General features: G+C 68.3%; 27 protein-coding genes and 1 pseudogene. 18 read left to right on the top strand and 10 right to left on the bottom strand.

What is annotated here, in order from left to right:
- Positions 1-187: 187 nt before the first annotated feature.
- From mdcA to mdcH, 7 genes are read left to right on the top strand one after another with little or no spacing between them, the layout of a single operon-like run.
- Positions 188-1,723 (top strand): malonate decarboxylase subunit alpha, encoded by a 1,536-nt coding sequence (gene mdcA, locus OR16_RS10925; RefSeq protein WP_006158027.1) that lies wholly within the window; start codon positions 188-190, stop codon positions 1,721-1,723.
- Positions 1,723-2,643: a triphosphoribosyl-dephospho-CoA synthase gene (locus OR16_RS10920; protein WP_006158026.1), complete on the top strand. Its 921-nt coding sequence runs from the start codon at positions 1,723-1,725 to the stop codon at positions 2,641-2,643. The genes mdcA and OR16_RS10920 overlap by 1 nt, the downstream gene beginning before the upstream one ends.
- Entirely contained in the window at positions 2,643-2,951 is a 309-nt protein-coding gene (locus tag OR16_RS10915) for a malonate decarboxylase subunit delta (protein WP_006158025.1), read from the top strand. The genes OR16_RS10920 and OR16_RS10915 overlap by 1 nt, the downstream gene beginning before the upstream one ends.
- On the top strand, positions 2,948-3,817 hold the full coding sequence (locus tag OR16_RS10910) for a biotin-independent malonate decarboxylase subunit beta (RefSeq protein ID WP_006158024.1): 870 nt from the start codon (positions 2,948-2,950) through the stop codon (positions 3,815-3,817). Before OR16_RS10915 ends, OR16_RS10910 begins: the two co-directional genes overlap by 4 nt.
- Positions 3,814-4,632, top strand: coding sequence for a biotin-independent malonate decarboxylase subunit gamma (mdcE, locus tag OR16_RS10905; RefSeq protein ID WP_006158023.1), 819 nt, complete (start codon positions 3,814-3,816; stop codon positions 4,630-4,632). Before OR16_RS10910 ends, mdcE begins: the two co-directional genes overlap by 4 nt.
- 24 nt (positions 4,633-4,656) lie before the next feature.
- Positions 4,657-5,295 carry a malonate decarboxylase holo-ACP synthase gene (locus tag OR16_RS10900; RefSeq protein WP_006158022.1) on the top strand — a complete coding sequence of 213 codons (639 nt, stop codon included), beginning with the start codon at positions 4,657-4,659 and terminating at the stop codon, positions 5,293-5,295.
- Positions 5,292-6,236, top strand: a complete 945-nt coding sequence (mdcH, locus tag OR16_RS10895; RefSeq protein ID WP_006158021.1) for a malonate decarboxylase subunit epsilon — start codon at positions 5,292-5,294, stop codon at positions 6,234-6,236. Before OR16_RS10900 ends, mdcH begins: the two co-directional genes overlap by 4 nt.
- A gap of 9 nt (positions 6,237-6,245) precedes the next feature.
- Here the strand turns inward: mdcH and OR16_RS10890 are convergent, their stop codons facing one another.
- On the bottom strand, positions 6,246-6,716 hold the full coding sequence (locus tag OR16_RS10890; protein ID WP_006158020.1) for an Lrp/AsnC family transcriptional regulator: 471 nt from the start codon (positions 6,714-6,716) through the stop codon (positions 6,246-6,248).
- Positions 6,717-6,878: 162 nt separating this feature from the next.
- On the opposite strand from OR16_RS10890, the gene OR16_RS10885 reads away from it, so the two are divergent.
- The gene (locus OR16_RS10885; protein ID WP_006158019.1) at positions 6,879-7,790 is read left to right on the top strand and encodes a DMT family transporter; all 912 of its coding nucleotides are present in this window, start codon (positions 6,879-6,881) and stop codon (positions 7,788-7,790) included.
- A gap of 142 nt (positions 7,791-7,932) precedes the next feature.
- Positions 7,933-8,328 (top strand): hypothetical protein, encoded by a 396-nt coding sequence (locus OR16_RS10880; RefSeq protein ID WP_006158018.1) that lies wholly within the window; start codon positions 7,933-7,935, stop codon positions 8,326-8,328.
- Positions 8,329-8,379: 51 nt separating this feature from the next.
- On the opposite strand, the gene OR16_RS10875 is transcribed toward OR16_RS10880, so the two are convergent.
- The 4 genes from OR16_RS10875 to OR16_RS10865 form a co-directional block, all read right to left on the bottom strand.
- Positions 8,380-8,952 carry a DUF6352 family protein gene (locus OR16_RS10875; RefSeq protein ID WP_237717022.1) on the bottom strand — a complete coding sequence of 191 codons (573 nt, stop codon included), beginning with the start codon at positions 8,950-8,952 and terminating at the stop codon, positions 8,380-8,382.
- Positions 8,928-9,131, bottom strand: coding sequence for a DUF6352 family protein (locus OR16_RS45580; protein ID WP_237717021.1), 204 nt, complete (start codon positions 9,129-9,131; stop codon positions 8,928-8,930). The genes OR16_RS10875 and OR16_RS45580 overlap by 25 nt, the downstream gene beginning before the upstream one ends.
- 114 nt (positions 9,132-9,245) lie before the next feature.
- Positions 9,246-10,487, bottom strand: a complete 1,242-nt coding sequence (locus OR16_RS10870; protein WP_006158017.1) for a PLP-dependent aminotransferase family protein — start codon at positions 10,485-10,487, stop codon at positions 9,246-9,248.
- A 15-nt stretch (positions 10,488-10,502) separates the two neighbouring features.
- Entirely contained in the window at positions 10,503-11,453 is a 951-nt protein-coding gene (locus tag OR16_RS10865) for a tripartite tricarboxylate transporter substrate binding protein (protein ID WP_337459826.1), read from the bottom strand.
- A 273-nt stretch (positions 11,454-11,726) separates the two neighbouring features.
- Between OR16_RS10865 and OR16_RS10860 the strand changes: the two genes are divergently transcribed.
- Together OR16_RS10860 and OR16_RS10855 are read left to right on the top strand one after the other, a co-directional pair.
- On the top strand, positions 11,727-12,668 hold the full coding sequence (locus OR16_RS10860; RefSeq protein ID WP_006158015.1) for a LysR substrate-binding domain-containing protein: 942 nt from the start codon (positions 11,727-11,729) through the stop codon (positions 12,666-12,668).
- Positions 12,669-12,785: 117 nt separating this feature from the next.
- Positions 12,786-13,016, top strand: a complete 231-nt coding sequence (locus OR16_RS10855) for a hypothetical protein (RefSeq protein WP_006158014.1) — start codon at positions 12,786-12,788, stop codon at positions 13,014-13,016.
- Positions 13,017-13,060: 44 nt separating this feature from the next.
- Here OR16_RS10855 and OR16_RS42605 read toward each other — a convergent pair whose 3' ends face one another.
- From OR16_RS42605 to OR16_RS44010, 3 genes are all read right to left on the bottom strand, one after another.
- Positions 13,061-13,384 (bottom strand): carboxymuconolactone decarboxylase family protein, encoded by a 324-nt coding sequence (locus OR16_RS42605; protein WP_006158012.1) that lies wholly within the window; start codon positions 13,382-13,384, stop codon positions 13,061-13,063.
- A gap of 80 nt (positions 13,385-13,464) precedes the next feature.
- Positions 13,465-15,003, bottom strand: a complete 1,539-nt coding sequence (locus OR16_RS10850) for a M20/M25/M40 family metallo-hydrolase (RefSeq protein ID WP_050982939.1) — start codon at positions 15,001-15,003, stop codon at positions 13,465-13,467.
- A 276-nt stretch (positions 15,004-15,279) separates the two neighbouring features.
- Entirely contained in the window at positions 15,280-15,441 is a 162-nt protein-coding gene (locus OR16_RS44010) for a hypothetical protein (protein WP_158001345.1), read from the bottom strand.
- Between the two features lie 260 nt (positions 15,442-15,701).
- Between OR16_RS44010 and OR16_RS10845 the strand changes: the two genes are divergently transcribed.
- Positions 15,702-16,136, top strand: coding sequence for a universal stress protein (locus OR16_RS10845; RefSeq protein WP_006158010.1), 435 nt, complete (start codon positions 15,702-15,704; stop codon positions 16,134-16,136).
- A 37-nt stretch (positions 16,137-16,173) separates the two neighbouring features.
- Here OR16_RS10845 and OR16_RS10840 read toward each other — a convergent pair whose 3' ends face one another.
- Both OR16_RS10840 and OR16_RS10835 read right to left on the bottom strand, forming a co-directional pair.
- Positions 16,174-17,235, bottom strand: a complete 1,062-nt coding sequence (locus OR16_RS10840) for a serine/threonine protein kinase (protein WP_006158009.1) — start codon at positions 17,233-17,235, stop codon at positions 16,174-16,176.
- A 42-nt stretch (positions 17,236-17,277) separates the two neighbouring features.
- Entirely contained in the window at positions 17,278-18,981 is a 1,704-nt protein-coding gene (locus OR16_RS10835; RefSeq protein WP_043419303.1) for a DEAD/DEAH box helicase, read from the bottom strand.
- 307 nt (positions 18,982-19,288) lie between these two features.
- Between OR16_RS10835 and OR16_RS45575 the strand changes: the two genes are divergently transcribed.
- From OR16_RS45575 to ybeY, 6 genes and pseudogenes are all read left to right on the top strand, one after another.
- Positions 19,289-20,149, top strand: a complete 861-nt coding sequence (locus OR16_RS45575; RefSeq protein ID WP_237717020.1) for a chloride channel protein — start codon at positions 19,289-19,291, stop codon at positions 20,147-20,149.
- The gene (locus tag OR16_RS45570; RefSeq protein ID WP_237717019.1) at positions 20,113-20,799 is read left to right on the top strand and encodes a chloride channel protein; all 687 of its coding nucleotides are present in this window, start codon (positions 20,113-20,115) and stop codon (positions 20,797-20,799) included. Before OR16_RS45575 ends, OR16_RS45570 begins: the two co-directional genes overlap by 37 nt.
- Before the next feature lie 108 nt (positions 20,800-20,907).
- Positions 20,908-21,288, top strand: coding sequence for a hypothetical protein (locus tag OR16_RS10825; RefSeq protein ID WP_006158007.1), 381 nt, complete (start codon positions 20,908-20,910; stop codon positions 21,286-21,288).
- A 120-nt stretch (positions 21,289-21,408) separates the two neighbouring features.
- Positions 21,409-22,760 (top strand): annotated as a pseudogene (gene miaB / locus OR16_RS10820) (tRNA (N6-isopentenyl adenosine(37)-C2)-methylthiotransferase MiaB).
- A gap of 40 nt (positions 22,761-22,800) precedes the next feature.
- On the top strand, positions 22,801-23,796 hold the full coding sequence (locus OR16_RS10815; RefSeq protein ID WP_006158006.1) for a PhoH family protein: 996 nt from the start codon (positions 22,801-22,803) through the stop codon (positions 23,794-23,796).
- A 14-nt stretch (positions 23,797-23,810) separates the two neighbouring features.
- The gene (gene ybeY / locus OR16_RS10810) at positions 23,811-24,560 is read left to right on the top strand and encodes an rRNA maturation RNase YbeY (RefSeq protein WP_006158005.1); all 750 of its coding nucleotides are present in this window, start codon (positions 23,811-23,813) and stop codon (positions 24,558-24,560) included.
- Positions 24,561-24,707 lie beyond the last annotated feature (147 nt).

Raw genomic sequence — 24,707 nt, 5'->3', positions numbered from 1 at the left:
ACCGGGCCAGCCCTTGCGGGGGCGCGCGGCGCCATCCGGTGCGCCCCCGGCCAGGGCAGGGCGCCTTGCATGTCGTGCCGCCAACACTTACACCTAGAGTAACGATGCGGCGCCGGGCGTCATTGCTTGCGCCGCGCGCGCTGCGTATCTTGGTGCCATTCCAAGCATCAAGCACACCGGAGACGCGATGCCCAACCCAGCCACGGACCGACAGTGGGACACCCGCCGCACCGAAAAGCGCCGCCGCATGGCACGCGGCGCCGCCTTTGCCAGCGGCCGGGTCGTGCCCACCGCCGACATCGTCCCATTCCTCGAAGCCATCACCGCGCCGGGCGACCGCGTGGTGCTGGAGGGCAACAATCAGAAGCAGGCCGACTTCCTCTCGCGCTCGCTGGCCGAGGTGGACCCGGCCAAGGTGCACAGGGGACTGGAAGACGGGCAACTGGAAGTCGGCGCCATCCACACCTACATCGAGCTGTACGCGCGGCTCTATGTGGACCTGACGCCGAACATCGTGCTGATTGCGGGCTACAAGGCCGACCGTGACGGCAACCTCTACACCGGCGCCAGCACCGAGGACACGCCCGCCCTGGTGGAAGCGGCCACCTTCCGCGACGGCATCGTGGTGGCCCAGGTCAACGAGATCGTGGACGATCCCGCCGGCCTGCCGCGCGTGGATATTCCCGGCTCGTGGATCGACTACGTGGTGCAGGCGGACAAGCCCTTCTTCTGCGAGCCGCTGTTCACGCGCGACCCGCGCCTGATCAAGCCAGTGCATGTGCTGATGGCGATGATGGCGATCCGTGGCGTCTACGAGCGCCACCAGGTGCAGTCGCTCAACCACGGCATCGGCTTCAATACCGCGGCCATCGAGCTGATCCTGCCCACCTACGGCGAGTCGCTTGGGCTCAAAGGCAAGATCTGCAAGTACTGGACGCTGAACCCGCACCCCACGCTGATCCCCGCCATCGAGTCCGGCTGGGTGGAAAGCGTGCACAGCTTCGGCAGCGAACTCGGCATGGAGAACTACGTGGCCGCCCGGCCGGACGTGTTCTTTACCGGGGCCGATGGCTCGATGCGCTCCAACCGCGCTTTCTGCCAGCTGGCCGGCCAGTACGCGGTGGACCTGTTCATTGGCTCCACGCTGCAGATCGACGCCGACGGCCACTCCTCCACGGTTACGCGCGGGCGCCTGTCCGGTTTTGGCGGCGCGCCCAACATGGGCCACAACCCGGGCGGGCGGCGCCATCCCACGCCGGCGTGGCTCGACCTGATCGAGACCGACGATCCGCTCGCGCGCGGACGCAAGCTGGTGGTGCAGATGGTCGAGACCTTCCAGGCCGGCGGCAAGCCGACCTTTGTCGAATCGCTCGACGCGGTGCAGGTGGCAAAGGACAGCGGCATGCCGCTGGCGCCGGTGATGATCTACGGCGACGACGTGACCCACGTGCTGACCGAGGAGGGCATCGCCTACCTATACAAGGCACGCTCGATCGAAGAGCGCCGTGCCATGCTGGCGGCTGTTGCCGGCGTGACGCCGATCGGCCTGCGCCATGACACCAGCACCACGCGCCGCATGCGCAGCGACGGCCTGATCGCGCTGCCCGAAGACCTTGGCGTGCAGCGCAGCCAGGCTACCCGCTCGTTGCTGGCGGCCAAGAGCATGGCCGACCTGGTCGACTGGTCCGGCGGGCTGTACGAGCCGCCAGCACGTTACTGGTGATGGCGAGCCTCGCGTTACTTGCCGGGCACCGCGCCGATGCCTTCAGCCCCGATGCCTTCAACCCCGATGCCGTGGCGCTGGCCGATCTCGCTGTCGGCGCCCTGATCGACGAGGCCGCGCTGTCACCCAAGCCCGGGCTGGTGGACGGCCGCGGCAATGGCGCCCACGCCGATCTCAGCCTGGACCTGATGCGCATCTCGGCGCGCGCGCTGCATCCCGCCTTTGCCGAGATGGCGGCGGCAGGCATGCGCGCGGCGCGGCCCGGCGTGGCGCTGCGCGAGCGGCTGGGCGCGCTCGGCCGCGAGGCGGAGGCCGCGATGATGCGCGCCACCGGCGGCATCAACACGCATCGCGGCGCCATCTGGAGCCTGGGGCTGCTGCTTGGCGCCGCGGGCTTGCACCAGCCAGGACATGGCGCGCATGGCATTGCCCGCACCGCCGGCGCCATCGCACGCCTGCCCGACCGGCACCGCCCCACGCGTACCGGCAACAAGGGCGAACGCGCCTGCATCGATTACGGCGTGCGTGGCGCGCGCGGCCAGGCGCAGGCCGGCTTCCCGCACGTGCTGCGCGCTGGCCTGCCAGAGCTCGAACGCAGCCGCGCGCGTGGCGACGCCGAATCCAGCGCGCGCGTCAACGCCCTGCTGGCGATCATGCAGCGGCTCGACGATACCTGCGTACTGGCCCGCGCCGGCCGCGAGGGCCTGGCGCTGATGCAGGACGGCGCTTGTCAGGTGCTGTGCGCCGGCGGCATCGGCACGCTGGCCGGACGCCGCCTGCTACGCCGCCTCGAAACCGCCATGCTCGCCTGCAACGCCTCGCCCGGCGGCGCCGCGGACCTGCTCGCCGCCACCTTTTTCCTGGACCGGCTGCCGCTTGCAACGCGCCCGGCCCCTGATCCCGTGCAAGGAGACAAATAATGGAACAGCTCCAGTTCGAGTATCCGGCCGGCGCGCCGGCAAACCGGCGCGTGCTGGTCGGCGTGGTCGGCTCCGGCGACCTCGAAGTCATGGTCGAGCCCGGCACGGCCGGCACCACGCGGATTCACGTCACCACCTCGGTGGACGGCTATGGCAAGGTCTGGGACGCACAGCTCGCGCGCGTGTTCAGCGCCGAGCCGCGCGCCGCCATGCGCATCCGCATCCACGATTTCGGCGCTACGCCGGGGGTAGTGGGCATGCGGCTGGCGGAAGCGTTCGAGGCCCTCGATCAAGCGGAGCAACCATGAACCACGCATCGCTGCTGACCCGCGAGAGCTTTGTCGAGCTGGGCGCGCGTGCCCGCGTGCATGCGCTGCTCGACCCCGGCACCTTGCGCGAACTCGCGGGCCCGTTCGACCAGCTGGTCTCGCCGTGGCTGGAGCGCCAAGGCGTGGTGCCGCAAGCGGATGACGGCGTGGTGGTGGCCAAGGGCCGCATCGACGCACAGCCTGCCGTGGTCCTCGCCATCGAAGGCGCGTTCCAGGGCGGCAGCCTGGGCGAAGTGGGCGGCGCCAAGATCGCCGGCGCGCTGGAGCTGGCGGCGCAGGACAACCGGCGCGGCGTGCCCACGCGCGCGGTGATCCTGTTCGAGACCGGCGGCGTGCGGCTGCAGGAGGCCAACCTGGGACTGGCGGCCATCGCTGACATCCACGCGGGCATTGTCGACCTGCGCCGCTACCAGCCGGTGGTGGGCGTGATCGCCGGCACCGTGGGCTGCTTCGGCGGCATGTCGATCGCGGCCGGCCTGTGCAGCTACCTGGTGGTGACGCGCGAGGCACGCCTTGGCCTGAACGGGCCAGCTGTGATCGAGCAGGAAGCCGGCGTTGCCGAATACGATTCGCGCGACCGGCCCTTTATCTGGCGCTTTACCGGCGGCGAGCAACGCATTGCCACCGGCCTCGCGGATCGCTACGTGGAGGACGACAGCGAAGCCATCCGCGGCGCGGTGCGCGAGACCCTGGCGCAGGGCGTGCCGGCCGTGCACCGCAGCGAGCGCTACGCGCATTACCTGCAACGCCTGGCCGAATACGATCCGGCGCGCCAGCCGGAGCCGGCGCGCCAGCCGGAGCCGCAAACCGTCCGCACCATCTACGCACACGGAGCCAAGCCATGAGTTCAGCAACCACACTCGGCCGCGGCGAGACCTGGCTCGCGGCGCTGACGCGCAACGCCCCGCGCCGCCCCGGCTATCCCGCCACCGTGCAGGTGGCCGACGCCGAGCTGGCCGGCAAGCCGGCGCGCTTCATCGCGGTGGTGCCCGACGCCGCCAACGCCTACCCGCGCGTGCGCGACGGCGAGGTCGGCCTGCTCGAAGGCTGGTCGCTGGCGCAGGCCGTGCACGAGATCGTGCTGGCCGAGCGCGACGCCAACATCAAGCGTCCCATCGTGGCCATCGTCGATACGCCCAGCCAGGCTTATGGACGGCGCGAGGAAGCCTTCGGCATTCATCAGTCGCTGGCGGGCGCGGCCGATGCGTACGCCACGGCGCGGCTGCAAGGCCATCCCGTGATCGCCTTGCTGGTCGGGCGCGCCATGTCCGGCGCCTTCCTCGCGCACGGCTACCAGGCCAACCGCCTGATCGCGCTGAGCGATGCAGGCGTACAGGTGCACGCCATGGGCAAGCAAGCCGCCGCGCGCATCACCATGCGCAGCGTGGAGGACCTGGAGAGCTTTGCCGCCACCGTGCCGCCGATGGCGTATGACATCGGCAACTACGCCACGCTGGGGCTGCTCTGGAAGCAGGTCGCGGTCCGGCACGCGGCGCAGCCGGACGCGACCGATCTCGACACCGTGCATGGCGCGCTGCAAGCCGCGCTGGCCGATATCCAGGCGGACCCGCAACGCGACCTGCGCAGCCGCCTTGGCGGAGAAAACCGCCAGGCTTCCAGCCGCGTGCGCGAAGTGCTCGCGCAGCAGTGGCAGGATTGAGCCATTGCACAAGCCGACGGCGCGATGACCACAAGCACGCCCCTGCCGCACGACCTGCTCTGGCTGATTGACGCACCGGGCTTCGCCCGTGCCAATACACTGCCCGCGTGGGCCAGCGCGGACTGGCTCGCGCAAGCGCCGCTGGTGGTGCGGCGCGATGGCGCCAGCGCAGGCCGCATCCCGGTCGGGCTGCGCGGCACCACGCGCGCGCAGCGCCACGCGGCCTGGCTGCCCGCCACCCAGGTGGCACGCGTGGCCACGCCGCGCATGATCGCGCGGCAGGCGCGCTGGCGCGATCATCCTCGCCGCGCTGCATTGCCGGCACTGGCGGCGCTGGCGCGGGTCGCGCCACTGCTGGATGCGGCGCAGGCTAACTGGGGCGTGACCGGCAGCGTCGGCTTTACGCTGGCCATCGGCATCGACGTGCTGCACGCGGGCAGTGATCTCGACCTGCTGGTTACCGCGGCAACGCCGCTTTCGGCCGAACTGGCCCGCGCTCTGGCCGCCTTGCTCGACGATGCGCAAGCCCGCATCGACATCCAGGTGGCCACGCCGTTTGGCGCGTTCGCGCTGCGCGAGCAAGTGCGCACCGGCCACCGCGTGCTGCTCAAGACGGCGACAGGCCCCGTCATGAGCCATGACCCTTGGCAGCCGCTGCCATGAGCACCCTATTCACCTTCCCCGGGCAAGGCGCCCAGCGTCAGGGCATGCTGCATGCGCTGCCCGACCACCCGGTCGTGCGCGCCACCATCAGTGAGACCAGCGAGGCGCTCGGGCGCGACGTGCTGGCGCTCGACGGCGCGGCCGAACTCGCCTCCACCGTGGCCGTGCAGTTGTGCCTGTTGACCGCCGGCGTGGCAATGGCGCGCTGCCTGCTTGCCGAGGGCGCCAAACCCGATGCGGTGGCCGGCCTGTCGATCGGTGCCTTCCCGGCGGCGGTCTGCGCGAACGTGCTGGACCATGCCGATGCAATCAGGCTGGTGGCGCTGCGCGCGACGCTGATGGAGCAAGCGTATCCGCGCGGCTATGGCATGACGGCGATCCTCGGGCTGGAGACCGGCCCGCTGGAGCGCATCATCGCGCAGGTGCATGGGCCAGCATCGCCCGTCTACCTGGCCAATCTCAATGCCCCCACCCAGCTCGTGATTGCCGGCGCGGCAGCGGCCATGGCGCGCGTCGCGGCATTGGCGCTGGACGCCGGTGCCCATGCGGCCAAGGCCATCGCCATCAGCGTGCCCTCGCACTGCGCGCTGCTGGACGGCGCGGCCGTTGAACTGGCGCATGCCTTTGACGGCGTACGCGAACGCCTGCGCCAGCCGCGCCTGCGCTACTTCAGCGCCAGCGCGGCGCGCGAGCTGCGCGATCCGGTGCGCATTGCCGCCGACCTGGCGCGCAACCTGGCCGTGCCGGTGCGCTGGCACGAGGCCATGCTGCTGGCGCGCGAATGCGGTGTGCGCCTGGCGGTGGAAATGCCACCCGGCAATGTGCTGACACGGCTGGCCGCGCCGCTGCTGCCGGACGGCATCGCCGTGGCCTGCGCCGACACGCGCATCGACAGCGTGGTAGCGCTCACGGCGCGCGAAGCGCTGCGGGCGTCGTCCTGAACCGGGGCATCAGCCCAGCGGCAATGCCGTGCTGTACAGGACCTGCTTGAGCGCAAAGCTGGAGCGGATGCTGGACACACCGGGAATGCGCGTGATCTGGTCGATGATCAGCCGTTCCAGCGCTTCCACGTCGGCCACCACCACGCGCAGCAGGTAATCGGCGTCGCCCGACATCAGGTAGCACTCCATCACCTGCGGCAGGGTGGTGATGCGCCGCTCGAAGGCATCCAGGGTTTCGCGGCGCTGCTTGTCCAGCGAGATCTGGATAAACACCACCACCTTCAGGCCAAGCCGGCGCGCGTCCAGCAGCGTGACCCGGCGCGAGATCACGCCTTGTTTTTCCAGTTGCTTGACCCGCGCCAGGCACGGCGAGGGCGACAGGCTGACGCGGCTGGCCAGCTCCACGTTGGTCAGGCTGGCGTCTCGCTGCAGCTCGTTGAGAATCCGGATATCCGTGGCGTCCAGGTCGATGTCCAGCACGTTGCGCTCCTGTTTTTTTATATGGCAGCATTCTATGCCGCAACGGCACGTAATTGCAGCTGCCTTCGGTTTCTGCTGCGGCGCAATAAACCGTAGACTTTCCAGCATCCCCCTCCCGTCCCGTGGCAGCGGGACAATCTGGTCAAAGAGTCGAGTCGAAGCATGCAAGCACAACAAGGATGGCGCCGGTTCGTTCCCCTCGCCTGCGCCGTGGCGATCTGGGGCGGCAACTGGCCGGTCATGAAGCTGGGCCTGACCCACGTCAGCCCGCTCTGGTTCGCCGCCGCGCGCTTCGCCTCGGCCGCCGCCATCAGCTTCCTGGTGCTGGGCGTTTTCCGCCGCCTGCGCCTGCCCACGCGGCAGGAATGGCCGCTGGTGATCGGCGTGGGCCTGCTGCAGATGGCGGCCTTCACCGCGCTGGCGCTGTGGGCGCTGCAGTACGTGCCGCCGGGCCGGGCCTCGGTGATCGCCTATGCCACTTCGGTGTGGGTGATTCCGCTGTCGTCGCTGGTGCTCAAGGAGCGGCTGTCGCGCCCGCAGTGGATTGCCACCGGCCTGAGCTATGCCGGCATCGCGCTGATGATCGCCCCGTCCGTGCGGGACTGGCAGTTGCATACCGCCGTGGGCCTGGTGATGCTGCTCGGCGCGTCGCTGGCCTGGTCGCTCAGCATCATCCAGCTGCGCGCCAACCGCACGGTGCGCCTGGGCGCGGACATGATCCCGTGGGAAACCGCCGTCGCATCGGTGCCGCTGGTGGTGCTGGCGCTGCTGCGCGACGGCACGCCCCACTTCCTCTCGGTCCCTGAGATCTGGCCGCTGCTGTTCTACACCGGGCCGCTGGCTACCGCGCTGACCTTTATCGTGGTGTTGAACATGACGCAGTCCTTGCCGCCTGCGGCCACCTCGATCGCCATGCTGTGCGTGCCGCTGATCGGGTTGGTGGTCTCGGCGGTGGCGTTCCAGGAACGGATCTCGGCGGACCTGTCGGCCGGGCTCGCGTTGATCGCGCTGGGCGTGGCAACGTCGGCGCTGGCGCCGTGGCTGGGACGGCGGCTGCAGTGGCGCGGCGCCTGATGCATTTTCGCCGTGCCTCACGCCAGGGTGCTTTGGAAATTAAGCATCAAACGTTACAAGAAGACACAGTTGTATTACCCCGCTAATACCTGGCATCGGCGCGCCGGCATACAGTGGAGCCAATCACTAACCGGAGCCACCCGTGCGGAAATTTGCCACCCTTTGCGCCATTGCTGCTGTTGCAGGCCTTGCGTCCAGCGCCGCATTCGCGCGCGTGGATGTGGACATCGGCATCGGCCTGCCCGGCCCCGTGTTTGTCGCGCCGGCGCCGGTCTACCAGCCGGCCCCCGTGTACCGGGCCGCGCCGATCTATGAGCCGGCTCCGGTGTATGTGCAACCCCAGCCGGTGGTAGTGACAGGCCCTGGTTACTACGGCCCCGGCTACTACGGTCCCGGTGGACGCGAGCGCGCCTGGCGCGAACGCGAATGGCGCGAGCAGCAGTGGCGTGAACGCGATCGGCGCGAGCGTGACTGGCGCGAGCACGATTGGCACGAACACGACCATGATCGCGACCGTGACCGCGGATGGCGCCGTTGATGGCGCGGTCGTGGCTCCTGCTGCTGGTCGTGGTGCTCCTGCGGCCAACGGTTAAGAGATCGAGGCCAGGGGCAGGTTCAGCAGCAGATTCTGCGGCTTCACCTTGAGGATCCCGGCCTCGTTCATCGCCGCCGCCAGGTAGACCGGCCGGTTGGCCACATCCCGCCTGACGACGGACGGATCGGCAAAATCCAGCCGGAACAGCGACAAGATGCGCCGCTGCCGCTCCGGCTCCAGTTCCACGCCGCGATACAGGTCATTGAGCAACAGCGTGGCCTGCGCGTCCAGCCCGATATGCCATGCCCACTGCCGGTCCTCGATCGCGGAGAGCGGCATCACCGTCACCTCCACCCCGAAGAAATGCAGCACCCAGCGCGCGAGCACGCGGCTGAACGCCGCCAGCGCCGCGCTGCCGCTGGCGAAGCGGATCACCGTGTCATGGCGTTCGTTGCGTCCCCAGTAGGCCTGCGCATTATCGCGATCCAGCACATCCAGCTCCACCGTGCGGGCGGGAACCTGCGCTTCGGCCAGCATGCGGCCTAGCTCGCCGTAGACGCTGCCCGAGGCGTGCAGCTCGACCGTGCCGGCATCGGCCAGCATCACCCCGCCTTCCTGCAGCGACACCTTCTGCGCCCGGGAGAACACGCCGCATGCAGCGCTCGCTCGGCATCGCACGATGCCTCCACCGGCGCTACCTCGGGGCGGCGCCACCACATCCGCAGCAGGTGGTCGCTGGCCAGCAGCTGGCCAGCGCTGTCGCGCGCGGCAGGGTCGAAGCCGGAATTGGGCCAGAGTTCGGGCATGGGATAGCGCCATGAGGAGGCGCCATGAGGAGGCGCCAGGGGTGGCTGGGCGGAAGCCTCAGTATCCCATAGCGCTGCCCCCCCGGTCGCGCGTCCCGCCAAGACAACGCAGGCTTAGCTGGCGAGCACGGCGCCGCCCTGGCTGGCCAGCACCGCCTGCCGCAAACGCGCCACGCCTGCCACGATCTGCGCATCGGACGCAGTGGCAAACGATAGCCGCAGCGCGGCCGAGCGCTGTCCGTCCACGCCAAAGCTGGCGCCCGGCACATACATCACGCGCGCCGCGATGGCGTGCGGCAGCAGGCTGGCCGCGTCCGCCACGCCGTCGATCTCGCACCACAGGAACATGCCGCCTTGCGGGGTCTCGCAGCGCAGCGCGGAGCCGAAGGCATCGGCCAGGGCCTGCATCATCAGGTCGCGCTTGTGGCGGTACAGGTCGATGATGCGCGCGGTCTGGCGCGGCAGCAGGCCATCCGCCAGGCAGCTTGCCATGGCGAGCTGCAGCCACGGCGAGGTGCACAGGTCGCAGACCTGCTTGGCGATCACCGCACGCCGCAGGATTTCGGCGGGTCCTGCCATCCAGCCCAGGCGCAGCCCCGGCGCCATGGTCTTGGAGAAGCTGCCAAGGTAGATCACCCAGGGCGTCAGCGCCGGGTCCCGCGCCGCCAGCGCCAGCAGCGAGGGCAGCGGCTCGCCGTCAAAGCGCAGGCTGCCGTAGGGATCGTCTTCCACCACCACGATCCGGTGCTGCGCGGCCAGCGCGAGCACGGCGCGGCGGCGCGCCAGCGCCAGCGTGCGCCCGCTCGGGTTGGCGAAGGTGGGCACCAGGTAGAGCAGGCGCGGCCGTTCGGCGTCGAGGCAGTTCGCCAGCATGGTGGCCAAGGCCTGCACGCACAGCCCGTCCTGGTCGGAAGGGATGGCGCGCACGGCGGCGCCGGCCAGCCGCAGCGCCTGCACGGCAGCGGGATAGGTCGGCGTTTCCACCCATACCGGCGTGCCCGGCGCCACGAAGGCCTGCACCAGCAGGTCAAAGCCCTGCTGCGAGCCCGAGGTCACCACGATCTGCTCGGGTGGCAACGGCGCGCCGCGTTCGGCCATCAGCGCGGACAGCGCCTGGCGCAGCGCGGGCATGCCTTCGGTCGGCCCGTACTGCAGGCATTGCGCCGGATCGGTGGCCATGACCTTGCCCGCGGCATCCTGCAGCGCGGCAGCATCGAAGCTGGCCGGCGATGGGTAGCCACCCGCGAACGAGATCATGTCCGGCAGGCTCATGTAGGGGAACAGCTCGCGAATGGGCGAGCCCTGCGGCTCCCGCATGGCCGGCGCGAAGGCGTACGGATGGACTGGCGTGCTCATGGGGTACCCCGGGGATCAGTCGACAGTGGCGCCGGAGAGCTTGACGATCTCGCCCCACTTGCGGCGGTCGTTGCGCACCAGTTCGGCGAACGCTTCCGGCGAGTTAGGCGACAGCTCGGCGCCCTGCTCGCGCAGCTTGGCCTGGATGGCGGGATCGCTGGTGGCGCGGGCGAGGTCGCGGCTGATCTTCTGCGCAATCGCGGAGGGCAGGCCCTTGGGCGCGAACAGGCCGAACCACGGGCTGGCGTCGAAGCCTTCGACCGGCCCGGCCACCGCCACGGTGGGCACATTGGGCAGCGCCGCCGAACGGGCTGCGGAGGTCACCGCCAGCGCCTTGAGCTTGCCGGCACGGACGAACTGGATCGATGCGGGCAGGTTGTCGAACATCACGTCGACGCTGCCGCCCATCAAGTCGGCCAGCGCCGGGCTGCTGCCCTTGTAGGCAACGTGGCTCATCTGCGTGCCGGTCATGCGCTGGAACAGCTCGCCCGCCAGGTGGGTCGAGGTGCCGTTGCCGGCCGAGGCCATGTTGACCTTGGCCGGGTTGGCCTTGAGGTAGGCAATGAACTCCGCCAGCGTATTCACGCGGGCGCGCTCGGCAAACGCCGGCGAGATCACCACCACATTGGGCACCTTGGCCACCAGCGACACCGGCACGAAGTCCGCGGCGGCGTCATAGGGCAGCTTCTTGTACAGCGTGGGATTGATGCCGAACTCGCCGACCGAGCCCATCAGCAACGTGTAGCCATCCGCCGGCGACTTGGCCGCCACGCCGGTGCCAACGATGCCGCCGGCACCGGGACGGTTGTCCACCAGCACGGGCTGCTTCCACATCACGGTGAGCTGGTCTCCGATCATGCGCGCCACCATGTCGGTAGTGCCGCCGGCCGGGTACGGCACGATGATGCGAACCGGCTTGTTGGGGAAGTCGTCCGCGCTGGCCGTGGCCGCCGCAAGCAGGCCCATTGAAATGCCGCAATGGCCGATGATGCGAAGCAGTCGATTCATGCCGGTCTCCTCGTTTCCTTATTGGTTGTGATGTCCCGTCTCTTGTCTTTTGGGGGGCGGGGAACGCCGGAAGGCCGATAGGCGACATTCCGGGAGTTCGGCATTTTTAGTCATCAACTTTTTTACATCAAGCGAGATTTACGCATAGGATGATGACTTTCATGCATCAACCTGGACATCAACGTGGACCACCGGCACGATGCCCAGGTCAATCACCCCGCAAATCGCACCATGAGCGCCTCTCGCATTCCCAGCCTCAGCAGCCTGCGCGCCTTCGAGGCCGCCGCCCGCCACCAGAACCTGCGGCGGGCGGCGGCGGAGCTCTGCCTGAGTGAAAGCGCAGTCTCGCGGCAGATCGCCACGCTGGAAAGCCAGCTCGGCGTGGCGCTGTTCCACCGCGCCAACCAGCGCGTCAGCCTGACGCCGGCCGGCTCGCTGTACGGCTACCAGGTCCGGGAAAGCCTGCAAAAGCTGCAGCGCGACACGCTGGACATCATGGCGCACGAGGGCGCGGGCGGCATCGTGGAACTGGCCTGCGTGCCGACCCTGGCGGTGGAATGGCTGATTCCCCGCTTGCCCGCGTTCTATGCGCAGCATCCGCAGGTGGTGGTCAACTTCAGCGCGCAGGCGGATGTGTTCCTGTTCGACGGCACGCCGTACGACGCCGCGATCCACTACGGCGAAGCCAACTATCCGGGTGGCCGCGCAGACCCGCTGTTCGATGAGGAATCAGTGCCAATCTGCCATCCGGCGCTGTTTGCCGGCGAGGGGCCGGTCAGCGCCCAACGGATCGCGCAGGCGCCCTTGCTGCACCTGTCGACGCGCCGGCTGGACTGGAAAAACTGGATGGAAGCAGCCGGCGTAGGCGACGTCAACGCCATGCGCGGCACGCGCTATGACCACCACAGCATGGTGATCAGCGCCGCCCGCGCCAAGCTGGGCGTGGGCCTGGTGCCGCGCTTCCTGGTGGAGGAGTACCTGGCGCTGGGCCTGCTGGTGATGCCGGTGGCCCAGGCCATGCACTCGCAGCGCGCTTACTACCTGGTGGCGCCGGACTCGCGGCCGATGAGCGATGCAATGTCGCGCCTGCGGACCTGGCTGCTGGCGGCGGCGCAGGATTTTGCGGCGCGGCAGGCCTCCCGGCAGGCGCCGGGAGTTGCGCAGGACAGTTAATCAAAAAAATTGAATATCAAATACGACACAAGGCCCCATACCGACCCCACGCCAGATCTATCCTTTGTCACATGGAGACGGAACACGTTCTCCCAAATTCAACAAGGTAGATAGATCATGAGAATCACCACCGCCCGCCTGCTCCTCGCTGCCGCCATCGCCGGCACTGCCCTGCTCTCGCTCAACTCCGCCTTCGCCGCAGATGCCCGCGGCACCCATGCCGGCGACAACTACGGCTACGTGCACCGCGCCGCCGACGCCTATACCGACGGCGCGCGCAAGGTCGATGCGTTCAGCGACGGCGCCCGCACGGTCAAGCATGACTATCCGTTCGGTTTCGCGGTGTGAGCATCAAGCAAGACCGCACAGAGAGCAGGAACGCATCATGACCATCAAAGACACTGCCATGATCCTCGCCGGATGGATCGCCGCCTGCCTGGGCAGCGGCTACCTCGTGACCTTCGCCGCGCAAGCGCTGCAGCGATAGGGATAGGGACCAGGCTGCGCTGCTTGCGGTCCAGGCCGTCACGCGTCCACACCGTGCCCCAGGCGAATTCCGTCACCAGTTGCTGCAGGCCAACGTCGCCCTGCTGTTGCGCGGCGTCGAGCGCGCGCTGCACGTATTGTTCGCCCATGACTTCCGAACGCACCTGCCGGCCGGCTTCGAAGGCCGGCGTTGGCGCGTAGGCGGCGGGGTCTTGCTTGGCTTGCGTCATCTTGCTATCTCCTGTGATTGCATGGGTCGGGCGCTCGCCGCCGCATCCCGGCGGATGCGCGGCGCCTGCGGCGTTGCGCCTTATTTGAACGGTGTCTGCAGGATGCCCATCACGGTACGGATGCCATCGCGGTAGTTGCCCAGCCGCATGTTCTCGTCGTAGCTGTGCTGGTTGTTGTCCGCATTGACCAGCGGCACGATCACGAACTGCGCCTGCAGCGCCTGCACCGCCGCGCCGGTCGGCACGGTGCCGCCCATCATGCGGATCTGCACCGGCGCCTTGCCGTAGGACTGCTGCATGGCCTGGGTGAGCCACTGGCTGATTGGCGCCGACAGGTCCGTGCGCGCGGCGGAACTGGAGGCTGAGACCTCGCCCGCGGTGACCGAGGCAAGCTTGGGATAGCGCGCGCGATCGTCGTCGGTGGGCTCGCCCTTGACCAGGTGGTAGCCCTGCTTTTCCACGTGCTGCCTGACGAGGGCGAACAGGGATTCCGGGCTGGTCTCCGGCACGGTGCGGATATCGATATCGGCCACCGCCACTTCCGGAATGATGGTGCGGGCCTTCTCGCCCACGTCGCCAGCGGCCATGCCGCGCACATTCAGCGTGGGGTACTGCATGGCTTCCTGGTAGTTGGCGCCCACGCGCTCGGCGCGCGCGATGCCCAGGCGGCGGCGCAGCGCGGCTTCGTCGTCGGGCACGGCGGCCATGATGCGGCGCGCGCGCTCATCGATCTTCACCGGCTTGTAGTAGCCGGGAATGGTGACGCGGCCGTCGTCGTCCTTCATGGTGGCGAGCAGGTTCGCCAGCCGCTGCGCGGGGTTGGCGGCATAGTTGCCGTAGTGGCCGCTGTGCAGGCCCTGGCTGGCACCGAACACCTTGAGTTGCACCAGCAGCACGCCGCGGTTGCCGAAGATCAGCGTGGGCTGGTTGCTCTGGTGCATGGGGCCGTCGAAGATCACCATGCCGTCATTGCGCAGCAGCGCCAGGTTGTCCGCGATCACCTTGCCCAGCGACGGCGAGCCCTTCTCCTCCTCGGCATCGAGCAGCACCTTGATATTGACCGCGGGGTCCACCCCGGCGGCCTTGAGCGCATCCATGGCGGCCAGGAACATCACGATGGGGCCCTTGTCGTCCGACGACGAACGCCCGAACACGCGCCACTCGGGATCGGCCTGGCCGCCATAGAGTTTCTCCAGTGGCAGCGTTTCCCACTTGCCATCGGCGCTGCGCGCCTTGAGCGTAGCCTGCCACGGGCTGGGCTGCGCCCATTGCGACGGCGTCACCGACTGGCCATCGAAGTGCATGTAGAACAGCACGGTCTTGCGCGGCCCAGGGCTTGGCTGCGTGCTAGCGGGATATTCGGCGTAGACCATCGGCTTGCCGTTATTGGGCAGCTCGCGCGCCTGGAAGCCGCGCCGGGCGAAGGCCTTGACCAGCCAGTCCGCGTTCTTCTGGATATCCGCGGGCACGGTAGCGTCGTTGGGCAGCGCCAGCAATTCGACCCATTCACGGTAGCTGCCCGCCGCGGCCTGGCCGGCCTGCTGTTGCAACTGCGTGCTGTCGAGCGTGGCGGCATGCGCGCCCGCGGCCAGCAGCATGGCGCCGAGGGCGGTGCGCATGGTCGTGCGGACCGCGGCGCGCAAGGGGGGCTGGAAAGTCCGGGAATTGGTATGCAAGGGTGCAGAAGGCGGCGCGCTGCCAGGCGCGCGGGCACGGAAACGTAGTCTCATGGCTCTCGTTGGATAGGAAAATGCATGGCGACGAATGCGGCAGGCGGGCCGCCAGACAGCCGCGCGGCCCGCACCGGCAGTCTGAACCGCTACATGCAACTTGTCCACGCACGGCGCCCCTGGCGGCGCGCCTGTATCGGGCTCGGCAGCGCGCAAGCGCCCTCCTCAGGGCCCCTGCTCGTCGGGCAACTGCGAAAAGCCCTCCTCGCGGCGCGCAATGGCACTCGCCAGCCCGAATTCCCAGGCAAAAAGCAGGATCAGCGCGAGCATCGCCAGCGCGCCGATCGCCAACCGATAGTAGATCCACATGGCGGCAAGCCGGAACATCCGACAGAGTTTTCCTATTTGCAGGGTAGATTCCGGCGCGTCAAAAAGGCGCTCAGATGCCTGGGGTGCGGTGCAAAGAAACTGTCAAAACGTGGGATGAAAGCCGATTGGGAAGGTGCCGGCGATCACACGGCATTTGATCTGGATCCAGGCAAGGTTGCGCGCAGGGTGTCATCATGATCGTCGTGAGCGCCTCCGAGCCACCCGGCCGGAAACCGCCATGCCGACAATGACTACAGCCATTACAGGAGATAGCCGCCATGACCAACATCGTGCTCGCCACCGACGGTTCGCCCTTTTCCGACGCAGCCGCCCGCTTCATCACTGAAGGCAAGCTGCTGCAAAGCGGCTTCACCGTGCATGTGGTCCACGTGACGCCCGATGTCACCGGGCAGGTACGTGCCTTCGTCAGCAAGGAAACCATCGATTCCTGGCATCAGGAAGAAAGCGGCAAGGCCATGAAATCCGTGGCCGACATTCTCGGCGCTGCAGGCATTGCCTTCGAGCAGCACGCGCTGCACGGCTTTGCACCGGAGCGCATCGTCGCCTATGCCGCCAGCGTGGACGCGCGCGGCATCGTCATGGGCACGCACGGGCGCGGCTCGTTCTTCGATGCGGTGATTGGTTCGGTAGCGGGACGGGTGCTGGCGCACGCGCCGTGCCCGGTCGTGCTGGTCAAGGCCCCGGGCAAGTAGCAAGTCGGGCAGCCGGCCTGGGCAGGCCGGTGCCGGGTCAAACCGGCCAGAGCGGCGGCTCGTCCATCAGCGCGACCTGCTCGCGCAATTCGAGGATGCGGTCCTGCCAGTAGCGGGCCGTGCCAAACCACGGGAACGCCGCCGGGAAGGCCGGATCGCGCCAACGGCTGGCCAGCCAGGCGCTGTAATGCAACAGGCGCAGCGTGCGCAGCGCCTCGATCAGGTAAAGCTCGCGGGGCTGGAATTCCGCGAAATCCTCGTAGCCGGCCAGGATGTCGGCCATCTGCCGCTGCATGGCGGCGCGGTCGCCCTCCAGCAGCATCCACAAATCCTGCACCGCCGGCCCCATCCGGCTGTCGTCGAAGTCGACAAAATGCGGCCCGGGCGGGCGCGTGCCGGCCTGGGGCTCTTCGATCCACAACACATTGCCGCGATGGCAATCGCCATGCAGCCGCAGCTGCGCTACGTCGCCCGCGCGCTCAAAGCAGCGGCGAGCACCATCCACGGCGAGATCGGCAACCGCCTGCCAGGCCGGGCGCAGCTCCAGGGGAATACAGTCTTGCGCCAGCAGCCAGTCGCGCGGGGCCACCCCGAAGGTGTCCACGTCGATGGTGGGGCGCGCCTGGTAAGGGCGAGTGGCGCCGGCCGCATGGATGCGGCCGATGAAACGGCCAAGCCAGGTTAGCGTGTCGGCACGATCCAGCTCCGGCTCGCGTCCCCCGCAGCGGGGAAACACCGCGAAGCGAAAACCGGCATGCGCCAGCAGCGTGGCGCCATCGCGCGCGATGGCCGGCACCGCCGGAATCTCGGCGTCGGCCAGTTGCTGCACGAAGGCGTGTTCTTCCAGGATGGCGGCATCGCTCCAGCGGCCGGGGCGATAGAACTTGACCACCACGGGCGCACTGCCTTCGATCCCCACCTGCCAGACCCGGTTCTCGTAACTATTGAGCGCCAGCAGGCGGCCGTCCGGCTCGAAACCGGCGGCCTCCATGGCATCCAGCATCAGGTCCGGCGTGAGGCTGGCGTAGGGCACGCCAGCGTCGGCCGCGGCCTCGCCGCCATCGCCGGGCGCCTGGAGGTCAAACCCTGAACTGGACATTGCGCGTGGCCGCCGTTGGGAACGTTAGGGACGTTGGGGGATTTAGCGCGTGGGCTTGCCGCGCTGGCCGCCCAGCAGCGCGGCCTGCGGCGCCGGACGGCGACCGCGTGCCGCGGGATCCTGTCCGGTGCGCGGCTGCGCGGCGTGGGTGTTATTGACGTTGGCACCGGCGCGATTGCCGTTGACATCGCCATTGCGGTCGCGGTTGCCATTGCCGGCGGCACGGTTGCCGTTGACATCGCCGTTGTGGTCGCGGTTGCCATTGGCATTGCCGTTGCCGTTGCCGGCACCGCGATTGCCATTAGCCTGCCCGTTGCGCGGGCTGCCTTGCCCGGCCGAAGCCGCGCGGCCGCTGCCCTGCGGCGCGCGGCGCTGGCCTTGCCCGTCAGCCGCGGCCGGAGCCGGGCCGCGGCCTTGCGGCGCGCGTGCCGGACGTTGCTGGCGCTCGCCGGCATCCGCTGCCGGTGCCCGCCCGCGCGGCTGGCCGCCGGCAGGTGCCTGGCCGCGGCCACGGCCGCCGCCACCACCACCACCGTTGCCCTGGCCTTGGCCACGGGCCTGCCGGCCCTTCTGGATCGGCTCCGCCGGAATGCTCGGATCCACCTCGAAGCCCGGCAGGATGGTTTGCTCGATCTGGCGCTTGATCAGGCGCTCGATATCGCGCATCAGCGAGATTTCATCCACGCAGACCAGCGAGATCGCCTCGCCCTCGGCACCGGCGCGGCCGGTACGGCCGATACGGTGCACGTAGTCTTCGGGCACATTAGGCAGGTCGTAGTTGACCACATGGGGCAACTGGTCGATGTCGATGCCGCGCGCGGCGATATCGGTCGCCACCAGCAGGCGCAGCGTGCCGGCCTTGAACTCGGTCAGCGCGCGCGTGCGGGCCGACTGGCTCTTGTTGCCGTGGATGGCCAGCGCCGACAGGCCGTCCTTGTCGAGCTGCTCGGCCAGGCGGTTGGCGCCGTGCTTGGTGCGGGTGAACACCAGCACCTGGTGCCAGTCGTTCTCGCGCACCAGGTGGGCCAGCAGTTCGCGCTTGCGCTCGCGGTCCACCGGGTACACGCGCTGTGCCACGGTTTCGGCCGTGGTATTGCGGCGCGCCACTTCGATGGAGGCCGGGTTGTCCAGCAGGCGGTCGGCCAGGCCACGGATCTCGTCGGAGAAGGTGGCCGAGAACAGCAGGTTCTGGCGCTTCGGCGGCAAGACGTTGAGGATCTTGCGGATGTCGTGGATGAAGCCCATGTCGAGCATGCGGTCGGCTTCGTCCAGCACCAGCATTTCCACGTGGGACAGGTCGATGGTGCGCTGGGACAGGTGATCGAGCAGGCGGCCAGGCGTAGCCACCACGATATCGACACCGCGCTTGAGCTGTTCGATCTGCGGGTTGATGCCCACGCCGCCGAACATCACCATGGAGCGCAGCTTGAGGTACTTGCCGTAGTTACGGACGCTTTCTTCCACCTGCGCCGCCAGTTCGCGGGTCGGGGTCAGGACCAGTGCGCGCACCGGCAGGCGTTGTCCACGCGCGGGTTCGCGGCCGGCCGAGGATTCGGACAGCAGTTGCAGCAGCGGCAGCGTGAAGCCGGCCGTCTTGCCGGTGCCGGTCTGCGCGCCGGCAAGCAGGTCGCCCCCTTTCAGGATGGCGGGAATCGCCTGCGCTTGAATCGGAGTCGGCGTGGTATAGCCCTGTTCGGCCACGGCACGCATAAGCTTGTCGGACAAGCCAAGTTCGGAAAAAGACATGAATTGACGCTTCGGCCGCCCTTTGCGCATGTGGTGCGCCAATCGCGGGGGCGACGTGAGTGAGAAAACCGAAAACCGGAAATACCGACCGGCGAAGCGAGGCGACTGCCCCCGCTTCTTTAGGAGGAAAGACCGCTAGTGTACCAGCCTGGCGCTCTCACGCGAGCGCGGCGCCCCAAGGGACGCGGGCGTCGCTGCGCTATGATGACGGCCAGCCCCGCCTGGCCCCCGCCTGGCCGCGCCCGCGCAACGCGCGGGCGCGCGCCGGCCCGGCCCAGCCCATCCCAGCCCCCCGGATGCCGACACAATGCGGTTCAGGTTTATCGAAGACCAGGAAGTCACCCTCTTTACGGCCATCCCGGTAGGGATTGCCGCAGCCATCGTCACCACCCTGTTCAAGGAAGCGTTGGACGCTAGCGGCTATGTGATGTTTGGCACGCATGCCGATATCGTCACCGTATTCGCGGGCCTCGCGCTGATCTGGCGGGTGGCGATCCCGACGCTTGGCGGCGTGATCGCGGGCTTGCTGCTGACGGCGGCGGCCAAGCTCAACGCCGCGCAGCCCGGTGTCTCCGACTATATGGAAGCCGTAGCCAGCGGCACCGGGCGCCTGCCGGTGCGCATCACCCTGCTGCGCGCGCTGTCGTCATTCTGCTCCATCGTCACCGGCAGCTCGGTGGGTAAGGAAGGCGCGATGATCCAGCTCGCGGCCCTGTGCGGATCGGTGTTTCCGTCCGCGCGCGGCGGCAGCGGGCCGGACGGCGACACCAACCTGCGGCGCATGCTCACGGCTTGCGCGGCGGCCGCCGGGCTGGCCTCGGTCTATCACACACCACTGTCGGCGGCGGTCTTCGTGGCCGAGGTGGTCTTTGGCGCGGTGGCGGTGCAGCGCCTGATGCCGCTATTCCTGGCCTCGGTGGCGGGCACCGTGGTCAGCCAGTTGCATGGCGGCCTGCAGCCGCTCTACCCGGGCCTGACCGTGCCTTCCGACCTGCTGCATCCGCCCATGCTGCTGGCGGCCGTCTTGCTCGGCGTGCTGGCTGGCGTGTCCGGCGCCCTGTTCATGCGCGCTTCCAGCCTGGCCAAGCGCGCCTTCGCCTGCTCAGCATGGGCTCGGGCGCGGTCGGCGGCGTGTTCACGCCTTCGTTGTTCGTCGGCGCAGCGCTAGGGCAACTGCTGGCACCCGCCGTGCCGGGCGGCGACGGCGCGCCGCTGTTGCCGCTGGTGGGCATGGCCGCCTTCCTCGCCGCCACCAGCCAGGCGCCGCTGATGTCGGTGCTGATGGTGTTCGAGATGACGCTGGCCCCGGCGCTGCTGCTGCCCGGCATGATCGGCGCGGCCGCCGCCTACTACACCGCATCGCGCTGCCAGACCCTGTCCTTGTACAGCGTGGTGGCCGAGCGTACCCAGGCCTCGGCCGCGGCCGAGCGGGCTCGCGCGCTGACGCTGGCCGGGCTGTGCGACGCAACCGACACGATCATCGGCCCCGAGGCCACCCTGGAGCAGGCCAGCGACAAGTTCGCCGAGACCGGCACGCGCTATCTGTATATGGTTGGGCCGGATGGCTGCCTGTTGGGCGCGCTGTCGATCCACGCAGTGCAGCGCGCACTGCGCGAGCAGCCGCAAGCGGCCCTGCTGGCGCTATGCGAGCGCGATTTCCCCACCCTGACTCCGGAATCTCACCTGCCCGACGCGCTGCGGCTGTTCACCCATCACGCGCTCAACCGGATCCCGCTGATCCGCGACACGGCCGGGCGCGAGCTGATGGGCACGGTCTCCAAGCAGCGTGTGCTGCAGGAAGCATCCGGGCTGTTCTAGTGCCGCGCGGCCGGCGGGTGACCGGGTAGAATATTAGGTTGCCCGGCCCGCGCCGCCGGAACACCCGCATCGCCTTCGTTTCCCGAACCGTTTCTTGCCGGAGCATCCATGCCAGCCAACCGTTGCGCGCGCCCTGCCCTTTTCGTTCTGGTCCGGGCCACCCTGCTGGCCGCATCGCTCGCCTTGTCCGCCGCGCTGCTGCCGGCAACGGCGCATGCGCAGCAGGCGTTGCGCGTGATCCCCGCCGACGCGGCCAAGGCCAAGCTGGTGCTCGCCGCGCCGTCGCCCAGCGCGCCGCAGTCGGCCACGCTGGACGGCAAGGCCGTCGGCGTGGCGCCGGGCCTGCGGCTGTTCGGCACGGACAACCAGTTGATGTCCATCGGGGCGGTGGCCGGCCAGAAGCTGCCGGTGCGGTTCAAGCTCGACCTCTACGGCCAGTTGCTGACGGCCTGGATCCTGAGCGAGCAGGAACAAAAAGCGGCGCAGTAGTGCAATAGTGAAATAGTGCAATAGTCGTGATCCGGGGCGCGGCAGAACGCGCCGTGGCCCGGATGTATTTCGTCCCCATAAAACCCTGATGCCCCCAGGTAAACCACTGAGATCGGCACCATGAAAAAAGTCTTCGTCAAAACCTACGGCTGTCAGATGAACGAGTACGACTCGGACAAGATGGTCGATGTACTCCATGCCACCCAGGGCATGGAGAAGACAGACACGCTGGAAGAAGCGGACGTCATCCTCTTCAATACCTGCTCCGTGCGCGAGAAAGCGCAAGAGAAAGTGTTCTCCGAACTGGGCCGCCTGAAAGCGCTCAAGGCCGTCAAGCCGGGCCTGGTGATCGGCGTGGGCGGCTGCGTCGCGAGCCAGGAAGGCGCCGCCATCGTCAAGCGCGCGCCCTATGTCGACGTGGTGTTCGGCCCGCAGACGCTGCACCGCCTGCCGGACATGATCAACCGCCGCCAGCAGACCGGCCACGCGCAGGTGGATATCTCCTTTCCCGAGATCGAGAAGTTCGACCACCTGCCGCCGGCGCGCGTGGACGGCCCGAGCGCCTATGTCTCGATCATGGAAGGCTGCTCCAAGTACTGCAGCTACTGTGTGGTGCCTACACCCGCGGCGAGGAAGTGTCGCGCCCGTTCGAGGACGTGCTGGCGGAAGTTGCCGGGCTGGCCGGGCAAGGCGTGCGCGAAGTCACGTTGCTGGGGCAGAACGTCAACGCCTATCGCGGCGCCATGGGCGGCACCAGCGAGATCGCCGACTTCGCGCTGCTGATCGAGTACGTGGCCGAGATCCCCGGCATCGAGCGCATCCGCTACACCACCAGCCACCCGAAGGAATTCACGCCGCGCCTGATCGCGCTGTACGAGCGCTGCCCGAAGCTGGTCAACCACCTGCACTTGCCGGTGCAGCATGCGTCCGACCGCATCCTGATGGCGATGAAGCGTGGCTACAGCGTGCTGGAGTACAAGAGCATCATCCGCAAGCTGCGCGCGCTGCGCCCGGACATGTCGCTGTCGTCGGACTTCATCATCGGCTTTCCCGGCGAGACCGAGGCGGACTTTGAAAAGCTGATGGCGATGATCGAGGAGATCGGCTACGACACCTCGTTCTCGTTCATCTTCAGCCCGCGTCCCGGCACGCCGGCGGCCAACCTGGCCGACGACACGCCGGCCGAGGTCAAGCTGCGCCGCCTGCAGCGCCTGCAGGCCACCATCGAGGAGAACGTGCAGCGCATCAGCGCCAGCATGGTCGGCTCGGTGCAGCGCATCCTGGTGGAAGGCCCGGCGCGCAAGGATCCGACCGAGTTGCACGGCCGCACCGAAAACAACCGCGTGGTGAATTTCGCGCTGCCGGGCGTGCCCCAGGCCAGCCGCGACCGCATGGTTGGCGAAATGGTGGACGTGACCATTACCGAAGCCTTCCCGCACTCGCTGCGCGGCGAGATCAAAGTGCGCCAGTAATCCGCGCCTGATGTCGCCTGATGCCGCCACTCGTACCCCCATGAAAATTCCCTCAGCCGAATTCGTCGCTCCCAAGGACGACAACACCCGCCTGCAGAACCTGTGCGGGCCGCTTGACGAGAACCTGCGCCAGATCGAGCAAGCGCTCGACGTCACCATCCAGCGCCGCGGCCATCGCATGACCGTGCGCGGCGCCTACGCCCGCGACGCCGCGGCTGCCCTGGAGCGCTTCTACAACAACGCCCGCACCGCCCTGTCGATCGACGACGTGCAGCTCGGCCTGGTCGAGGCGCGCCAGGTCGCTGCGCACGGCGGCTATGTGCCCGACGGCGCGAGTACGGATACCGGCAGCGACGATGACGAATCCCCCGTGCTGCACACGCGCCGCGCGGGCCTGCACGGGCGTACGCCCATGCAGCGCGACTACCTGCGCAACGTGCTGGCGCACGACCTCACCCTGGGCATCGGCCCGGCCGGCACCGGCAAGACCTACCTGGCAGTGGCGTGCGCCGTGGACGCGCTCGAGCGCGACTCGGTCAAGCGCATCGTGCTGACGCGCCCTGCGGTGGAAGCCGGCGAGCGCCTGGGCTTCCTGCCCGGCGACCTGGCACAGAAGATCGATCCCTACCTGCGGCCGCTGTATGACGCGCTCTACGACCTGCTCGGCTTCGACCGCACGCAGAAGATGTTCGAGCGCCAGATGATCGAGGTCGCGCCGCTGGCCTATATGCGCGGCCGCACGCTGAACCACGCCTTCATCATCCTGGACGAGGCGCAGAACACCACGCCCGAGCAGATGAAGATGTTCCTGACCCGGATCGGCTTTGGCTCCAAGGCGGTCATCACCGGCGACACCACCCAGATCGACCTGCCCCGCGGGCAGAAGAGCGGCCTGGTGGAAGCGCAGCACGTGCTGCGCGAAGTGCGCGGCGTGGCCATGACCCGCTTTACCAGCACCGACGTGGTGCGGCACCCGCTGGTGGCGCGCATCGTCGATGCCTATGACGAATATCACGCTCAACATCGAGACGCTTAATCAAACGCAAAATCGTGAACGCAAAATCCTCCCCCGCCAGCCTGATCCTGTTCGACGCCGAAGGCCGCGCGCGCAAGACCCAGGCGCACGCCCTGCGCGTGCAACTGCCTGACGGCCGCAGCATCACCGTCGACCTGTCGCAAGCCGCCGACGGCGTAGTCGCGCTGCTGGCCGAGCACACCGATGACCGCCAGCAGGCCGGCCTGCTGGTGCGCCCTGACAACCACGACGCCCTCTCGGTCGCCGTGACCGCCACGCCCGTGGTCACCACCACCGGCACCCCCGCCACGCCGCCATCGCTGGAACTGGCCCTGCAGTATGGCGAAGGCATCAAGGGCCGTCGCGGCCTGCCGACCCAGCGCAAGGTACAGACCTGGGCCAAGTCGGCGCTGTACGCCGATGCCACGCTGACCATCCGCTTTGTCGGCGAAGAAGAAGGCCGCAGCCTGAACCGCAGCTACCGCGGCAAGGACTACGCAACCAATGTCCTGACCTTCGCCTACGCCGAGCACGAGTCCGACCCAGTGAGCGGGGACATCGTGCTGTGCTGCCCGGTAGTGGAACAAGAAGCGCGCGAGCAGAAAAAATCGATCGAAGCGCACTACGCGCACCTGATCGTGCACGGCGTGCTGCATGCGCAGGGCTACCAGCACGAAGAAGATGCCGAGGCCGAGGAAATGGAAGCGATCGAAACGGAAACGCTGCAAGCGCTGGGTTTCGCAGACCCGTATCTCGCAGACGGCAACGTCAAAATCAAGGACTAGGTGCAGCCGTGATTCCCGCCAGCCAGGCGGGAATCACCCAAGCGCGATGCGAAGCGAGCCGCCAAGGGGTGCCAAGGCCGTATGGGGCGCCTCGGGATTTCACGAAAAGAGCGGAAAAGAGGGACCCATGTCTGAGTATCGCCTTAA

It is taken from the genome of Cupriavidus basilensis OR16 (assembly GCF_000243095.1).
GTDB classification, from domain to species: domain Bacteria; phylum Pseudomonadota; class Gammaproteobacteria; order Burkholderiales; family Burkholderiaceae; genus Cupriavidus; species Cupriavidus basilensis_D.
Note: the sequence above shows the minus strand (reverse complement) of the source record. Positions and strands in the feature narration are given on the sequence as shown.

Bases quoted from the DNA above. Each gene is read 5' to 3' on its own strand.
- mdcA (WP_006158027.1), top strand. From the start codon at position 188: ATGCCCAACCCAGCCACGGACCGACAGTGGGACACCCGCCGCACCGAA.
- OR16_RS10920 (WP_006158026.1), top strand. From the start codon at position 1,723: ATGGCGAGCCTCGCGTTACTTGCCGGGCACCGCGCCGATGCCTTCAGC.
- OR16_RS10915 (WP_006158025.1), top strand. From the start codon at position 2,643: ATGGAACAGCTCCAGTTCGAGTATCCGGCCGGCGCGCCGGCAAACCGG.
- OR16_RS10910 (WP_006158024.1), top strand. From the start codon at position 2,948: ATGAACCACGCATCGCTGCTGACCCGCGAGAGCTTTGTCGAGCTGGGC.
- mdcE (WP_006158023.1), top strand. From the start codon at position 3,814: ATGAGTTCAGCAACCACACTCGGCCGCGGCGAGACCTGGCTCGCGGCG.
- OR16_RS10900 (WP_006158022.1), top strand. From the start codon at position 4,657: ATGACCACAAGCACGCCCCTGCCGCACGACCTGCTCTGGCTGATTGAC.
- mdcH (WP_006158021.1), top strand. From the start codon at position 5,292: ATGAGCACCCTATTCACCTTCCCCGGGCAAGGCGCCCAGCGTCAGGGC.
- OR16_RS10885 (WP_006158019.1), top strand. From the start codon at position 6,879: ATGCAAGCACAACAAGGATGGCGCCGGTTCGTTCCCCTCGCCTGCGCC.
- OR16_RS45580 (WP_237717021.1), bottom strand. From the start codon at position 9,131: ATGCCCGAACTCTGGCCCAATTCCGGCTTCGACCCTGCCGCGCGCGAC.
- OR16_RS10870 (WP_006158017.1), bottom strand. From the start codon at position 10,487: ATGAGCACGCCAGTCCATCCGTACGCCTTCGCGCCGGCCATGCGGGAG.
- OR16_RS10865 (WP_337459826.1), bottom strand. From the start codon at position 11,453: ATGGGCCTGCTTGCGGCGGCCACGGCCAGCGCGGACGACTTCCCCAAC.
- OR16_RS10860 (WP_006158015.1), top strand. From the start codon at position 11,727: ATGAGCGCCTCTCGCATTCCCAGCCTCAGCAGCCTGCGCGCCTTCGAG.
- OR16_RS10855 (WP_006158014.1), top strand. From the start codon at position 12,786: ATGAGAATCACCACCGCCCGCCTGCTCCTCGCTGCCGCCATCGCCGGC.
- OR16_RS42605 (WP_006158012.1), bottom strand. From the start codon at position 13,384: ATGACGCAAGCCAAGCAAGACCCCGCCGCCTACGCGCCAACGCCGGCC.
- OR16_RS10850 (WP_050982939.1), bottom strand. From the start codon at position 15,003: ATGCGCACCGCCCTCGGCGCCATGCTGCTGGCCGCGGGCGCGCATGCC.
- OR16_RS44010 (WP_158001345.1), bottom strand. From the start codon at position 15,441: ATGTTCCGGCTTGCCGCCATGTGGATCTACTATCGGTTGGCGATCGGC.
- OR16_RS10845 (WP_006158010.1), top strand. From the start codon at position 15,702: ATGACCAACATCGTGCTCGCCACCGACGGTTCGCCCTTTTCCGACGCA.
- OR16_RS10840 (WP_006158009.1), bottom strand. From the start codon at position 17,235: ATGTCCAGTTCAGGGTTTGACCTCCAGGCGCCCGGCGATGGCGGCGAG.
- OR16_RS10835 (WP_043419303.1), bottom strand. From the start codon at position 18,981: ATGTCTTTTTCCGAACTTGGCTTGTCCGACAAGCTTATGCGTGCCGTG.
- OR16_RS45575 (WP_237717020.1), top strand. From the start codon at position 19,289: ATGCGGTTCAGGTTTATCGAAGACCAGGAAGTCACCCTCTTTACGGCC.
- OR16_RS10825 (WP_006158007.1), top strand. From the start codon at position 20,908: ATGCCAGCCAACCGTTGCGCGCGCCCTGCCCTTTTCGTTCTGGTCCGG.
- OR16_RS10815 (WP_006158006.1), top strand. From the start codon at position 22,801: ATGAAAATTCCCTCAGCCGAATTCGTCGCTCCCAAGGACGACAACACC.